The organism is Solidesulfovibrio aerotolerans (genome assembly GCF_009856865.1).
In the GTDB taxonomy this organism is placed as follows: domain Bacteria; phylum Desulfobacterota; class Desulfovibrionia; order Desulfovibrionales; family Desulfovibrionaceae; genus Solidesulfovibrio; species Solidesulfovibrio aerotolerans.
Window position 1 is genome coordinate 72,194 of sequence record NZ_WVUD01000012.1, and the last position, 13,650, is coordinate 85,843.

At 63.8% G+C, this 13,650-nt stretch carries 11 protein-coding genes; 5 read left to right on the top strand and 6 right to left on the bottom strand.

Going from position 1 to position 13,650, the window contains the following annotated elements; genetic code table 11:
* Positions 1-216: 216 nt before the first annotated feature.
* Positions 217-1,719, bottom strand: coding sequence for a metallophosphoesterase (locus tag GTA51_RS08945; RefSeq protein ID WP_246198059.1), 1,503 nt, complete (start codon positions 1,717-1,719; stop codon positions 217-219).
* Between the two features lie 181 nt (positions 1,720-1,900).
* Here GTA51_RS08945 and GTA51_RS08950 point away from each other — a divergent pair, with 181 nt between their 5' ends.
* From GTA51_RS08950 to GTA51_RS08960, 3 genes are read left to right on the top strand one after another with little or no spacing between them, the layout of a single operon-like run.
* Positions 1,901-2,803 (top strand): ABC transporter ATP-binding protein, encoded by a 903-nt coding sequence (locus GTA51_RS08950; protein WP_160960412.1) that lies wholly within the window; start codon positions 1,901-1,903, stop codon positions 2,801-2,803.
* 2 nt (positions 2,804-2,805) lie between these two features.
* A complete protein-coding gene (locus tag GTA51_RS08955) occupies positions 2,806-3,486 on the top strand; it encodes a hypothetical protein (protein ID WP_160960414.1) in 681 nt (226 codons plus the stop codon).
* Between the two features lie 10 nt (positions 3,487-3,496).
* Positions 3,497-4,696: a DUF4857 domain-containing protein gene (locus GTA51_RS08960; RefSeq protein ID WP_160960415.1), complete on the top strand. Its 1,200-nt coding sequence runs from the start codon at positions 3,497-3,499 to the stop codon at positions 4,694-4,696.
* Positions 4,697-4,790: 94 nt separating this feature from the next.
* Here GTA51_RS08960 and ahbD read toward each other — a convergent pair whose 3' ends face one another.
* Entirely contained in the window at positions 4,791-5,948 is a 1,158-nt protein-coding gene (gene ahbD, locus GTA51_RS08965; protein ID WP_160960417.1) for a heme b synthase, read from the bottom strand.
* Between the two features lie 157 nt (positions 5,949-6,105).
* Between ahbD and GTA51_RS08970 the strand changes: the two genes are divergently transcribed.
* On the top strand, positions 6,106-6,354 hold the full coding sequence (locus GTA51_RS08970; protein WP_160960418.1) for an antitoxin MazE-like protein: 249 nt from the start codon (positions 6,106-6,108) through the stop codon (positions 6,352-6,354).
* Between the two features lie 156 nt (positions 6,355-6,510).
* On the opposite strand, the gene hemB is transcribed toward GTA51_RS08970, so the two are convergent.
* Both hemB and GTA51_RS08980 read right to left on the bottom strand, forming a co-directional pair.
* Positions 6,511-7,494, bottom strand: a complete 984-nt coding sequence (gene hemB / locus GTA51_RS08975) for a porphobilinogen synthase (RefSeq protein ID WP_160960420.1) — start codon at positions 7,492-7,494, stop codon at positions 6,511-6,513.
* 26 nt (positions 7,495-7,520) lie between these two features.
* Complete coding sequence (locus GTA51_RS08980; RefSeq protein WP_160960422.1) at positions 7,521-8,771, bottom strand: HDOD domain-containing protein; 1,251 nt, start codon at positions 8,769-8,771, stop codon at positions 7,521-7,523.
* 167 nt (positions 8,772-8,938) lie between these two features.
* Here GTA51_RS08980 and GTA51_RS08985 point away from each other — a divergent pair, with 167 nt between their 5' ends.
* Positions 8,939-9,163 carry a hypothetical protein gene (locus GTA51_RS08985; protein ID WP_160960423.1) on the top strand — a complete coding sequence of 75 codons (225 nt, stop codon included), beginning with the start codon at positions 8,939-8,941 and terminating at the stop codon, positions 9,161-9,163.
* Positions 9,164-9,464: 301 nt separating this feature from the next.
* Here GTA51_RS08985 and ahbC read toward each other — a convergent pair whose 3' ends face one another.
* Together ahbC and GTA51_RS08995 are read right to left on the bottom strand one after the other, a co-directional pair.
* Positions 9,465-10,652, bottom strand: coding sequence for a 12,18-didecarboxysiroheme deacetylase (gene ahbC / locus GTA51_RS08990; RefSeq protein WP_160960425.1), 1,188 nt, complete (start codon positions 10,650-10,652; stop codon positions 9,465-9,467).
* A gap of 509 nt (positions 10,653-11,161) precedes the next feature.
* Entirely contained in the window at positions 11,162-13,633 is a 2,472-nt protein-coding gene (locus GTA51_RS08995) for a glycogen/starch/alpha-glucan phosphorylase (protein WP_160960426.1), read from the bottom strand.
* Positions 13,634-13,650: the final 17 nt, after the last annotated feature.

A 13,650-nucleotide genomic window follows, 5' to 3' on the forward strand; every position in this document is an offset into this window, starting at 1 on the left:
GGGAAGATGCCGACGCGACCACGTGCGTTGCGTCGGGCGCGCCAAAAAAACGGTTACGAACGCAAAGTGCGCGCCGTCGGCCTGGACAAGAGCGCGGCCGGCAACGGTTGCGGTCAGGCACAACCGTTGCCGGCCGATCATTCTACGCACACGAGCACAACACGCCCATACAAGCGTGGCCCATCCCCGTCAATCGCAACACAGCGGCGCTCTGCGCTACCGCACCAACTCCACCGGGGCGCTCCAGACCTCCCAGACCGATTTGGTCGGGGCGGCCATGGCCCGCCAGTAGGTCGGGAATGTCGTCTCGGTCACGTCGTCGACATGCGCGCTGCCCAGATCGTAGTTCGTGCCATAGGCCAAACGGCGAGGAGGGCAGGTTCCCAGATCGCGGTAGGTCGCCTGCCAGTCGGCCGGCCCGCGCAGCCCCCGGCCGTAGGTCGCCGAATAGACGTATTCCTGCCGCCAGCCCCCGGCCGGCGCGGCCAGATTGAGAGAATACGTCGTCTCGTCCAGGATGGCCGGTCCTTCCCGGTCATAGGCGTACACCTGGAAGCCGGGATTGTTGCCCGTCACCGGCGAAATCGACGGGGCCAGACGCATGCCGCCAACCGGTTTGCCGGCTGCGTCGGAGAACGACCGGAAATCATCGCGGTGGACATGGCCGGCAAACGCGGCCGTAATGGTCGGTGCGAATTCCATCACCAACCGGGCGAAGGTGTTGTTCTGGCTTTCAACCAGGAGCGGCTCGAAACGGGGGGTTCCCTGGCCGCTTGATTTGTGCGCGCTTTTAAAGGTGTCGTCGCCAAGGGGGATGTGGGTCATGAGCCAGACTTTCTCGCCACGGGCGCGGGAGGCTGTCAATTCGCGCTCCAAAAAGGCCGCCACCGGCTCGCCCAGGCCGGCGTCGGGGTATTTCACCGACCAGAAGATGTCGTTAACAACCACCAGCCGCACCCCGCCGGCCTCGGGCAGGGTCACGGCATAACAGCCGTAGTGGGAATAGGTGCTCAGAAAATCCGAGCGGGAGGCTTCGGTCGGCAGCATCCGGGCCAGTGTCTGGGCCGTTGCGGCCAGATAGGGGCTGGCCGGCTGGATGCGGTAGTCGCCTTCCGTGCTGTCGTTGTTGCCAAGGGCCACATAGACCGGGACACCGGGAAAGCGTCGGCTGACCTCGCTAAAAAAATACTCCACGGTCTTTTGGATAAAGGCCTCCAGCCCGGCCTGGGAGGCGTCTCCGCTCAGCTTGGGATAGAGCGCCCAAAAGTGGTGGCACAGCAGATCGCCGGGGAAAAGGATGAAATCCGGCTTGGGCGAGGCCGCAACCATGGCGTCCAGAAATGACTGGAAAAGTGCATTGTTGGTGTCCTGGCCGTAGGGCGAAAAGCCGGCCGGCCCCTTGGCCAGGATGTCGCGCCAGCCTTCGACCGGGGCCGCAACCAAAGCCGGGACCAGGGCCGGCGCGGCAAAGGGATTCAGGTGCACGTCGGAAAAGAGCAGGAACGTCCCGGCCGTGCCGGGGCTGGACGGCGTAAAGGAGGCCGCCGGGCCGCTCGGGCACTGTTCGCTTCCAGCGGCCGGACCGGCCTGGACCCACCCCGCAGCCAGCGTCAGGCACAGCGCCCACAGGGCTGCCCGGAAAAACCGAATCCCCGCCTGTCGCCAGCCCTGCCCATACCCGTATCTTCCCTGCCGTCCGGTTCTGTTCGCGCGCCGCATGGTCCCTCCTGTTCGCAAGCCCATCCAGCTGCCGGCCCTGGTTCCGGCCCGCCCGCAACCGTTGCCCCACAGCCCAAGAGATCCTCTATTCCATGCCCGGGACACGCTGACAAGGTGGTCTTGCCCTGGTGCCGGGGACAGGCCTTGACACCTCAATTGAAGTTGATTATCGAGATCAACAATGAAATCTGCCGTACAGGAAAACGTCATCGAGATTCGCGGCTTGCGACACAGCTACGACGGCCGGATCATCCACCAGGGGCTGGATCTCGACGTGGCCCGCGGCAAGGTGGTGGGCCTGCTCGGCAAAAACGGGGTAGGCAAGACCACGCTGATCAATATCCTCATGGGATTTTTGCGGCCGGCCGCCGGGAGCTGTCTGGTCTTTGGCGAACCGTCCCACAACCTGTCGCCACACGCCAAAAGCCGCGTGGGACTGCTTTTCGAAGGGCATCTGGCCTACGATTTCATGACTATCGACCAGATTGAACGATTCTACGCCCGGTTCTACGCCGGCTGGAATCCGGAGCGGTTTCGCGACCTCATGGTCCGCCTGGGACTGCCGGGCCACCACCGCATCCGCCATATGTCCGAAGGGCAGCGGTCGCAGGTCGTGCTCGGCCTGCTGTTTGCCCAGGAACCGGATCTGCTCATCCTCGACGATTACGCCATGGGCCTTGACGCCGGCTACCGCCGGCTATTCGTGGACTATCTGGCTGATTTCACTCGGGAAGGACGACGCACGGTCTTTCTCACCTCCCATGTCATCGAGGACATGGAGCGGCTGGCGGACGATCTGGTGCTGCTGCGGACCGGAGGCGAGGCCAGACGGCTCGGGTTGGCCGAATTCCGGCAACGCTTTCGCTGCTACTCCCTGCCGTGCCTGGGGCGGGAGGCACCGGCCGCAGGCGGGGTGATCCACAATGTCGAACGGGCCGCCGGGGACCGCTTCGAGATTTTCAGCTTCGAGGACGAGGCCCGGGTGGCCCAGTCCCTGGCGGCGGGAGGCTGGTCGCCGGCCGGTCTTTGCCCCGAGCCCATGAGCCTGGAAGACGCCTTCGTGGGCTATACGGGACGGTATTGAAAATGCTTGCGGCGCTTTTCTGGAAGGAATGGCTCAAAGTCCGAAGGGTGTTTGCGGCCCTGGCCGTGGCCCATCTGGCCGCCGGAGCCTGGGCCGTGGTGGCCTTGCGGGCGGCCTTTGCCGGGGTACACCCGGAATCCGTATGGTACCAGGCGGCGGTGCTTGGCAACACGTCCTTTGACGTGTTGCGCCATCTGCCCTGGGCCGGCGGGCTGGCCCTGGCCTGCGCCCAGCATCTGCCCGAAACCCGGGGCAATCGCCTGCGCCTGACGCTGCATCTGCCGGTGTCCATGGAACGGGCCCTGAGCTGCGCCCTGGGCCTGGGTCTGGGCCTGACCGCGCTGTTGGGGCTGTTCGACGCCGGGGTGGTGTTTGTCTGCGCCCTGAGCCGGTTTCCCCTGGAGATCGCCACGGCCCAACTTGCCACCCTGATCCCCTGGGAAGCGGCCGGACTGGCCGCCTATCTCGGCGCAACCTGTATCCTGTTCGAGCCGTCCACCGGCGGCCGCGTGCATCTGCTGCTCGTCACGGCCATGGCGGCGGCCGTTTTCCTGGTCCCGGCCGCGCCCGGAGCCTGGGGTCATCCCGGTGCCGCAGCCCTTGCCTCGGGCATCCTGGCCGCCCTGGCCGTCATTCCTTTCCAGGCCGTGTCGCGCCAACGCCACACCGGCAAAAACCAATAAGGCGGCTCGCATGTCCGTTGCCCTCGCCCGCGGGGCGCTGTTGGCGCTCACCGGCCTGCTGGCCGCCATCTGGGTGCCGCTCGGTCTCGACGCCATCCTCGACCTGCGCGTCGTGCGCACCATTGTCCTTTTCAGTCCGGTCGCCAATGACTTCGTCTTTCGCGAGTACCTGCCCCCCTGGCAGGAGGCCGTCCTGCCGGCGGCGGCAACCGCCAGCCTGGAGCATGGCCTGATCCACCGGAGCGCCAACGGCCAGGCCATGAGCCGCGAGGCCTTTGAGAACGCCCTGCCCTTCCAGTACGCCGAAAGCCTCCGCGTCCGAGGATTGCTGCCCCTGACCATACAGGGCCGGACCTTTGATGCCGACGGCCTGCGCCAGGGCCGGCTCATCCTCGGCATCCGGCCGGCCGACGTGGGCGCGGCCCGCCTGGACACGGGGCTTTATGCCCTCCTCGATGCACGTCCCGACCGGGTCAACCTCGTCTTTCCCGAAGACCGCTTCCGGCTGCGCGGCAACCTCGAATTCATAAACGCCGACCACAACGCCCCGGATACGACCATGACCCGGGCCGTCAACGCCGCCCTGGCTGTAGCCGGCTTTGTCTTTCCGGTTCAGGCCGCCTACGGCCGCGACACCATCCTCAAGCCCTGGGACGCTGGCTGGTTTCTCACCGACGCCGCCGGATCGCTGTTTCGCCTGCGCCGGCTCTACGACCAGCCCCTGGCCGAGCCCGTCCCACTGCCGGCCGGAACGCGGACGGCCCATGTCCAGGTTCAGGAAGACCCCGGCCGGCAAGCCGCCGGACTGCTCGTCACCACCGACGGCGACGTCCGCCTGCTCGGTGCCGACCTGTCCCTGCGCCCGCTCCCCTGCCAGGGCTACGACCCGGCCCGCCACTGGCTCAAGGTCGTCATTGATCCGTTTGGCGACACCTGCGTGTTCGACGACGCCGCCGTCGTCACCGCCGTCCGCCGCCCGGCCGGCGGTGACGACAGCGTGCGCGCCTCCCGGGCCGTGCCCTCGGCCGAACCCGGCCCGGGAGCGGTGCTCGCCTGGCTCATCATGCCGGTGCGCCTGACCCTGGCCCCGGAGACGACATCCTACATCGCGCCAACCGTGACCTGGGGCAGGGGCTGGTCCGTGGCCGGGGCAGGGCTGTGGGGGCTTCTCGGCGCGGGAGTTTGGTGGCGCAGGTCAAAACGCACATGATGCGGCGCGGGGGATGCTGCAAAAAAAAGTCCTGCAACGGGTGGGAGTCCTCTCCCAGCCCGTCGCAGGCTTTCCTTCCCCGCTGCCCGCTTCGCTACGCGTCCGCGTCTGATGCAGCCTTGGGCGGGGTATAGTCGCACAGCGGTTCCGGGGCCATGTAGTTGCCCGACATCGTCTGCGCCCTGGCCCGGCAGCCGCCGCAAACGCGGTGGTACTGGCACACGCCGCATTTGCCTTCGTAATCATCCTTATTGCGAAATTGCAGGAATTGCCGCGAGGTGCGCCAGATTTCCGGGAAGGGCTTTTCACGCACCTGGCCGCAGTCGAGATCAAGATAGCCGCAGGGCTGCACCTGGCCAATGGCCGAAATAAAGCAAAAACCCGTGCCGCCCAGGCACCCGCGCGTCATGGCGTCCATGCCGAAGGTGTCCGGGGTCACGGCCACGCCCTCGGCTTTGGCCCGCTGGCGCATGATCCGGTAATAATGCGGGGCGCAGGTGGCTTTTAAGTGCATGTTGGTGGTTTTGCGGAAGTCGTAAAACCAGTTGAGCACTTCCTCGTATTCCTTGGCCGTTATGATCTCGGCCCCAAGCTGGGCGGCCCGGCCGGTGGGCACCAGCAGAAAGATATGCCAGGCAGCGGCCCCGAGCTTTTCGGCCAGCTTGAATATCTCTTTGAAATTCCCCATGTTGTGCCGGGTGACCGTGGTATTGATCTGAAACTCCATCCCGGCCGATTTCAAGTATTCGATGCCGCGAAGGGCTCCTTCAAAGGCCCCGGGCACGCCCCGAAAATCGTCGTGGTCGGCGGCTGTGGGGGCGTCGATGGAGATGGAGCAGCGGGCAATCCCGCTGGCTTTGATCTCCCGGGCGTTTTCCGGGGTAATCAGCGTGCCGTTGGGGGCCATGACGCAGCGCAGATCATGGCTTCGGGCATGGCGCACCAGCTCGAAGATATCCGGACGCAGGAGCGGTTCGCCGCCGGTGAAAATGATGATGGGGCTGCCGGTTTCCGGGAAGGTGTCAATGAGCGCCTTGGCGTCTTTGGTATCGAATTCGCCGGGCCATGGATCGAGGCAGGCTTCGGCCCGGCAGTGTTTACAGGCCAGATTGCAGGCCCGGGTGACTTCCCAGGCGATGAGGCGAAGCGGTGGCGCGCCGGCCGGACCGGCTGTCTGGGGGTGGCCGCCGGGGTGCCCCAGGGGATGGCCGCCGCCGGGGTGGCCGGGATTTTGGGCATGGGGATGCTGCATATGGCATGGGCCGGGACAGACGTCCCGGCATCCTCCTTGGTCGGGATTTCGCCGCACCTGTTTCGGCGGCGATTCGCTTGATATAATGGTTGGCCGGGGCGAGGCAAGACAGGGTTTCCCTCTTGCCCACCCGCGTCCAAGTGGCTATGGCTTTTTTATGAGAAACGCCTGTCCATCGTCCCAGCCGTTCAAGGCTGCCGTCCGGTTGCTGCGCCGTGATCGGTCGCGGCGTTTGCGCCTGCGCATGCAGTCGCTGGGGTTGCGCCGCATTGCACTCTGGGTGCCTGATACGTCGTTGGCCGCAATCCGAGCCGAAGCCAAGCGGGAATCCCGACTTTTAGCCGGGTTGGCCGACGAGGCCCTGACCATGGACTTCCTGGAATCGCTGGTGGATGCCGGAGACTGAGGCCAATGACAGCATGGACAACCTCAACCGAGCCCTCGCCTTTGTCATGGGACTTGGCTAAACCTTGCCCAGAAAATAAGGCTGTAGCCGCTCCCGGTAAAGCCGGAAGCCGCCACAGCCTTCATCCATGCAACAAGCGCGCGCCGTCCTCCCCGCCTACTTAAGCCAGGGCAGCACTTCTTCCGCAAAATAGGTGATAATCATATCGGCACCGGCCCGTTTGATGCCGATAAGGGATTCCAGAACCGCGCGTTTGGGGTCGAGCCAGCCGTTGGCGATGGCCGCTTTGAGCATGGCGTATTCCCCGCTCACCTGATAGGCGGCGATGGGCGTGTCGAAATTGTCGCGCAAAAGGCGCAGGATATCGAGATAGGGCATGGCCGGCTTGACCATGAGGATGTCGGCCCCTTCGGCGAAATCCGCTGCCGCTTCGCGCAGGGCTTCGCGGGTATTGGCCGGGTCCATCTGGTAGCCGCGCCGGTCGCCAAAGGCCGGGGCGCTGTCGGCAGCCTCGCGAAACGGGCCGTAAAAAGCCGAGGCGTATTTGACGGCATAGCTCATGATGGGGATGTGGGAAAAGCCGGCCGCGTCCAGGGCCACCCGGATGGCCCCGACCCGGCCGTCCATCATGTCCGAGGGGGCCACGATGTCGGCCCCGGCCCGGACGTGGCTCAGCGCCGTCTTGGCCAAAAGCTCCAGGGTCGGGTCGTTTAAGACCTCGCCGTGATCGTTGAGCAGCCCGCAATGGCCGTGGCTGGTGTACTCGCACAGGCACACGTCCGTGACCACCACCAGCTCGGGATAGGTTTCCTTAAGACGCCGAACCGCCCGCTGCACGATGCCCTCGTCGGCGTAGGCCCCGGTGCCGGCAGGATCTTTTTTCTGCGGCAGGCCAAAAACAATGGCCGAGCGCAACCCCAGGTCCATGGCTTTGCCTACCCGGACAACCAGCCGTTCCACCGAAAACTGGGACTGGCCGGGCATGGAGCCGATGGGCTTTTCAAACCCCGCGTCCGGGGTATCGACCACGAAATAGCCCTGGATCAGATCCGCCGGCCGCAACTCGGTCTCGCGGACCATCTCACGCAGGGGAGCCGTACGCCGCAGCCGTCGGCCACGGTGAAAGTCACCGATGTTCACGATACAACCTCGCTTTTGGGAATGCTTTACTGCTTGCGGACAGGGAAAAAGGCGTTGACGATATCGTCAACCTGACCCAGGCCTTCCTCGACCAGCGCCATCAGACGCTCGGGCGCAAGGCCAAGCCGGTCCCAGGCCGCCGCATCAAGAATAGGCACGATGGACGAAGCCGGCGGAGCCAGCCCCAGGGCCACGGCCACGGTATCGGCCACATGGAGGATGGCCGGCTCCAGACTGCCCTTGCAACTGGCCGGCTTGTGGTGGCAGGCCACGCAGGACACCAGGGCGTCGGGGAATTTCCAGGCCCGCAGCAGCAGGCCGCCCACCAGCGGGTGGGAAAAACCCATGACTTCCTCTTCGGCCGCGTACAGCGGAATGCCGTTGGACTGGGCGTAGTAGATGGCTTCGGCCGCCGCATGGGGCATCTTTTTATACAGCACCAACCGGCCGATGTCGTGGAGAATACCGGCCACAAACAGCCGTTCGGCCCCACCCTGGACGACCTCCGCCCCGAGCAGCCGGGCAAAGACGCCAACGGCGACGGAATGCTCCCAGAACGTGCGCATGTTGATCAGTTCCGGCGGGATGTCCTTAAAGGCGTTCATGGCCGAGATGCCAAGGACCAGGGTGGAAATTTCCTGGCCGCCAATGACCAGGACGGCCCGGGAAATGGAATCAATGCGCTGGGGCAGACCGTAAAACGGACTGTTGACGAGCTTTAAAAGCTTGGCCGAGAGGCTGGTGTCCTTGATGACCACATCGGCCACCTGGGAGGGCGAACTCACCGGCGAATCCAGCACCTGGCGGATCTTGAAATAGATGTCGGGGAACGAGGCCAGTTTGACCTCGCTGGCCACCAGATCCTTGACGCTGCCCTCCTCACGGAAAAACAGGTCGTTTAAGGATTCGGCGCGGGGATTGGGAAAAAAATCAGGCGGCAGGGAACCGCCGGCGGCCAGAGACCGGGCCTGCTGCAGCACGGCGGCCTCGAACAGGGCCGCCACAGCCGGATGGTCCGTATCGTTGACCGCAAAGCGTCGGGACACGGACGGCAGGCTGGCTTCGACCAGGGCCGGGTCGAGGCTGGCAACGCCGGCCGGGCCGTCGGCCGCATCGCTCCCCACGTCCGCCCGGGTCACCCCACGACGGCGAAGGCTCGCAATATGGCTCTCGGAAAGGACAACGCCCTTGGGCAACAGCATCGAGCCGTCCGGCCCCTTGAGGTCGGCGGCCAGTGTCATGCCGGATTCCAGGGCGTCCACGGGCAACCAAGCCACGATATCCCCCTTCGCGACCGCCCCTGCCGAACGGGCGGCCAGACTTACTTTTATACTATTCCTATTCCCGGTGCGTGGTCAACCGCCCAAGACGCTTTACAGCGGCGCGCCTGGGGCGTAAGAAGCCGCCGGGTAAATCACGCCCGCACGGGCACGGGGGATTCGTCATGAACGCGACGGCTGCTGTTTCTGAAAAGACCAAGAAAATTGAAGACATGGCCCCGGTCGAGGAACTGAGTGCCGCAGACCAACTGGCTGTGGCCGTTGAAGCCCTGACCGCCATCGTGGCAGAAAACGACCTGACCTGTATGCGGGCGCTTTTCCGTATGCGCCGCCGGGCCGAAGTGGCCCTGGCCCGCATCGAGGCCGCCGCCAGCGCTCCCCGCCATTAGTCTCCCGTTCCCCAGGGACGGCCACACACGACCGCAAGCCTGCAAGCTGCACGCAAAGCACAGCGGAACCCACCGGTTCCGCTGTTTGTGCTGTGGTTGGCTGACAGCGGGATTCGGCGCGCGACGCTCCTGAAACCAGGCCAGCGTCCCTGGTGCACCAGTTCCAGCACTCTTGTCCGAATGCACCAGCTTTGCCACCCGTGGGGAAGCGAGCCCGGCCGTCTCGCCAAAAGTGACCGGACGCGCCAATAAAAAAGGGCCGAAAGACGCATCCTTCGGCCCTTTTTCCTGTCGTCGTCGCCTATTCGTCTGGCCGGATTTCGTCGTCGCTTAAGTAGCAGGCCGGATCTGGTGCCCAGACGTCGTCGTAGACCGCCTCGGCCCTGGCCCGGAAGTTGCCGCCGCAGATGTTCAGATAGCGGCAGGTGGCGCAGCGCCCCTTCACATGGCTCTTTTTGTCCTTGAGCTTGGCCAGCAGTTCAATCGTGGGGTCGTCCCAGATCTGGGAGAACGGCCGCTCGCGGACATTCCCAAAAACGTGGTGCCGCCAGAACTGGTCGGGATGGACCTTGCCGTCCCAGGAAATGCAGCCAATGCCCCGGCCGGAATTGTTGCCCTCATTAAAGGAAAGCAGCTCCAGCACGTCGGCGGCCCGGGTCGGGTCTTCGCGCAGCAGACGGTTGTAGACGTAGGGACCGTCGGCATGGTTATCAACCGTCAGGACTTCCTTGGGCATCCCGGCGTCGTGCAGCGCCCGGGTGTGGTCCATGATGAGATCCACAACAGCCCTGGTGCCGGCGTGGTCCAGATCCTCATTGATGAGTTCCGAACCGCGGCCGGAATAGACCAGATGGTAAAAGCAGATGCGCGGCACTTCGCGTTCGCGCAGCAACTCAAAAAGCAGCGGCACTTCCGAGATATTGCGCTTGTTAATGGTAAAGCGCAGCCCGACCTTGAGGCCTTCGTTCTGGCAGTTCTCAATGCCTTGCAAAGCCTTTTGATACGAGCCGGGCACGCCGCGAAAGAGGTCGTGGACCGCTTCGCCGCCATCCAACGAGATGCCGACGTAGGACAGACCCACGGACTTGAGCTCCCGGGCCTTGTCGCGCGTGATGAGCGTGCCATTGGTGGAGATGACCGCCCGCATGCCGCGCGACACGGCATGGGAGGCCAGCTCGGTCAAATCCTTGCGCACCAGCGGTTCGCCGCCGGAAAACAGCATCACCGGCGCGCCGTAAGCGGCCAGATCGTCGATCATGGCCTTGGCCTCGACCGTGCCGATGTCGTCCTTGCCTTCGGGGTCCACGGCCTTGGCGTAGCAGTGCACACACTTCAAATTGCACCGCCGGGTCATGTTCCAGACCACAACGGGCTTTTTGTCCTTGGAAAATTGCAGCAAATGCGACGGGAGTTTCCCGGAATGGCGACCGTAACGCAGGGCGTCGGAAGCTTCCACCCCGCCGCAGTAAAGCTTGGATATGCCGATCATTGCAGGTCCTTTGTTCGATGGGTGGGAAGGGCCTATAATACATTTTGCCGGCAGGCGGTAGGGGCCGGCAGCGAGAAAAAACCGGCCGGTTCCGCCCCCGCGCCGTGGAGAAATGAAAAAGAAGAAAGAAAAGAGAAGAGAAGAATGCCTCCGGCGGCCGGGAGGGGGTTGCCCCCTCCCGGACCCTCCCAGTCTGGGGGGCCTTGTCCGGGGCAGTCAGAGCACTGCCCCGGACAAGGCCCCCCAAACAGGAAGTCTCCGAGAAGAGATCGTTTGAAGGAGGAATTCTGTCGCAAGGGGCCGGGGGCTCGTCTCTCTTGCCTCTCTCGCTCCCTCCGGCCGCCGCAGCGACGGCGGTTCCCGTCAAGCGCCATCTCCTGCTTGCCCCGGTCCGCTGCCGATCAGATTGCCTGCCAAGGCCCAGCCCCCCTTGAAATACTTCTCCCATCAAGGGGGTCCGGGGGGGATTATCCCCCCCGGCCGCCGGAGGCATCTTCTGCCTTTTCTTCTCACGCCCCTCGGGGCGGAATGGGCTTTATGCCCCAGATATCCTTGGCGTATTCGCGGATGGTGCGGTCTGAGGAGAAATAGCCCATGCGGGCGGTATTGAGCACGGCTTTGCGCATCCAGACGTCGGGCCGCGCGTATTCCATGCCGATGCGTTCGTGGGCCTCGATGTAGGACATGAAATCGGCCAAGTGGAGGTAGCGTTCGTTTTTGGCCAGCAGCTTCTCGAAAATCCAGTGGAAGGCGGTGGGTTCGTCGGGGCTGAAGCGCCCGGCGGAGATGCTGTCCAGCACCCGGCGGATTTCCGGGTGTTTGCGGTAGTATTCCCAGGGATCGTAGCTGCCTTCGGCCAGATGCCGTTCCACTTCGGGGGTGGTCAGGCCGAAGAGGTAGAAGTTTTCCTCGCCCACGGCCTCGCGGATTTCGATATTGGCTCCGTCCAGGGTGCCGATGGTCAGCGCGCCGTTGAGGGAGAACTTCATGTTGCCCGTGCCCGAGGCTTCGGTGCCGGCGGTGGAGATTTGTTCGCTGACATCCGCTGCCGGAATGAGTTTTTCCGCCAGGGACACGCGGTAGTCGGCGGCAAAGACCACCTTGAGATGCTCGCTGGCCCGCTTGTCGGCGTTAATGACCCGGGCCAGGCGGCAGATGAGATGGATGATCTCCTTGGCTTCGAAATAGCCGGGCGCGGCCTTGCCGGCGAACACATAGACGCGCGGGGTCGGCGGCAGATAGCCGTCCTCGGTGATGCGCAGATAGTCGTGGATGACGTGCATGACGTTTAAAAGCTGGCGCTTGTATTCGTGGATGCGCTTGGCCTGCATGTCGTAGAGTGCATCGGGGGAGATGACGATGCCCGTGGTTTTGGCCACGAAGCCGGCCAAACGGACCTTGGCATTGCGTTTGACGGCGGCGAAGCGCTCCCGGAAGGCGGCGTCCTCGGCCAGGGGGACGAGCTTTTGCAGTTCGTCGAGATCGGTGATCCACGTTTCGCCGATGGCTTCGGTGATGAGGCCGGCCAGACCGGGGTTGGCCTTGTACAGCCAGCGCCTGGGGGTGACGCCGTTGGTCTTGTTGTTGAATTTTCCCGGCCAAAGAGCTGCGTAATCCGGGAACAGCACCGTTTTGACCAGTTCGGAATGGAGCTTGGACACGCCGTTGACCGAATGGGAGCCGACCACGGCCAGATGGGCCATGCGGACCTGCTTGCCGTGGTTCTCGTCAATCAGCGACATGCGCCGGATTTTGGCGTCATCCACCGGACCGGACTGGCGGATGGAATCCAGAAACCGCCGGTTGATCTCATAGATGATTTGCAAATGGCGCGGCAGCACCTTTTCCAGCAGCTCCACCGACCACATCTCCAGGGCTTCGGGCATCAGCGTATGGTTGGTAAAGGCCAGGGTGCTGGTGGTGATGTTCCAGGCCCGGTCCCAGGGCACGCGGCGTTCGTCCACCAAAAGACGCATGAGTTCGGCCACGGTCAATGCCGGATGGGTGTCGTTGAGCTGGATGGCCGTATATTCCGGCAGCTCTTCGATGTTGCGGTTTTGCTTGAGAAAGCGCCGGGTGATGTCGCGCAGGGAGCAAAAGACCAGGAAATATTCCTGCACCAGCCGCAATTCCTTGCCAAAGGAGATGGACTCGTTGGGGTAGAGAATTTTGGAGATAAGCTCGGAATAGATTTTTTGATGCACGGCCTTGATGTAGTCGCCCTGGTCAAAGATCTCCATGTTGAAACTGTCGGTGGAGTGGGCGGCAAAAAGACGCAGATAATTGACGGTCTGGCCGCCGAAGCCGGCGATGGGGATGTCGTAGGGAACGCCCACCAGATCCTGCCAGTCCACCCACAAGGGCAGATAGCTGCCGTCCGGGGTCTGATGGTTTTCCACCCGGCCGTAGAGGGGCACGATAACGGATTGATCGCGCCGCTCCAGTTGCAAGGGCATGCCCTCGGCCATCCAGTAGTCCGGGCGCTCCACCTGGCGGTCGTTTTCGATGGACTGTTTAAACAGTCCGTATTCGTAATGAATACCGTAGCCGCAGCCGGGCATGTCGAGGGTGGCCAGGGAATCGAGAAAACAGGCGGCCAGTCGGCCAAGCCCGCCGTTGCCAAGGGCCGGGTCGCGCTCGAACTCGCGGATATCCTCCAGTTCGTAGCCCCAACCGTGCAACAGCGCGCCCATCTCCCCCTGGATCTTCAGATTATAGATGTTATTGCCCAGGCAGCGGCCCAGCAGATATTCGATGGACAGGTAATACATGCGCTTGGCCCGGGACTCGCGGTAGCGGTCGCGTGTCTCGAGCATTTTGTCCACAAGACGGTCGCGCAGGGTCAGGGAGAGCGCCGTGGCCACATCGCGTTGGCTGGCCTCCCGACAAGGTTTGCCGAGGGAATGGGTGACGTGTTCCCGGATGGAACAGGAAATGTCGCCGGTGTCGAGGCTGTGCAACGGGCAACTGTCAACAGGCATGAAGACCTCCTTGGGAC

What these genes read in the sequence shown, in the direction of transcription:
- GTA51_RS08945 (WP_246198059.1), bottom strand. Translation starts at nt 1,719, where the DNA reads ATGCGGCGCGCGAACAGAACCGGACGGCAGGGAAGATACGGGTATGGG.
- GTA51_RS08950 (WP_160960412.1), top strand. Translation starts at nt 1,901, where the DNA reads ATGAAATCTGCCGTACAGGAAAACGTCATCGAGATTCGCGGCTTGCGA.
- GTA51_RS08955 (WP_160960414.1), top strand. Translation starts at nt 2,806, where the DNA reads ATGCTTGCGGCGCTTTTCTGGAAGGAATGGCTCAAAGTCCGAAGGGTG.
- GTA51_RS08960 (WP_160960415.1), top strand. Translation starts at nt 3,497, where the DNA reads ATGTCCGTTGCCCTCGCCCGCGGGGCGCTGTTGGCGCTCACCGGCCTG.
- ahbD (WP_160960417.1), bottom strand. Translation starts at nt 5,948, where the DNA reads ATGCAGCATCCCCATGCCCAAAATCCCGGCCACCCCGGCGGCGGCCAT.
- GTA51_RS08970 (WP_160960418.1), top strand. Translation starts at nt 6,106, where the DNA reads ATGAGAAACGCCTGTCCATCGTCCCAGCCGTTCAAGGCTGCCGTCCGG.
- GTA51_RS08985 (WP_160960423.1), top strand. Translation starts at nt 8,939, where the DNA reads ATGAACGCGACGGCTGCTGTTTCTGAAAAGACCAAGAAAATTGAAGAC.
- ahbC (WP_160960425.1), bottom strand. Translation starts at nt 10,652, where the DNA reads ATGATCGGCATATCCAAGCTTTACTGCGGCGGGGTGGAAGCTTCCGAC.
- GTA51_RS08995 (WP_160960426.1), bottom strand. Translation starts at nt 13,633, where the DNA reads ATGCCTGTTGACAGTTGCCCGTTGCACAGCCTCGACACCGGCGACATT.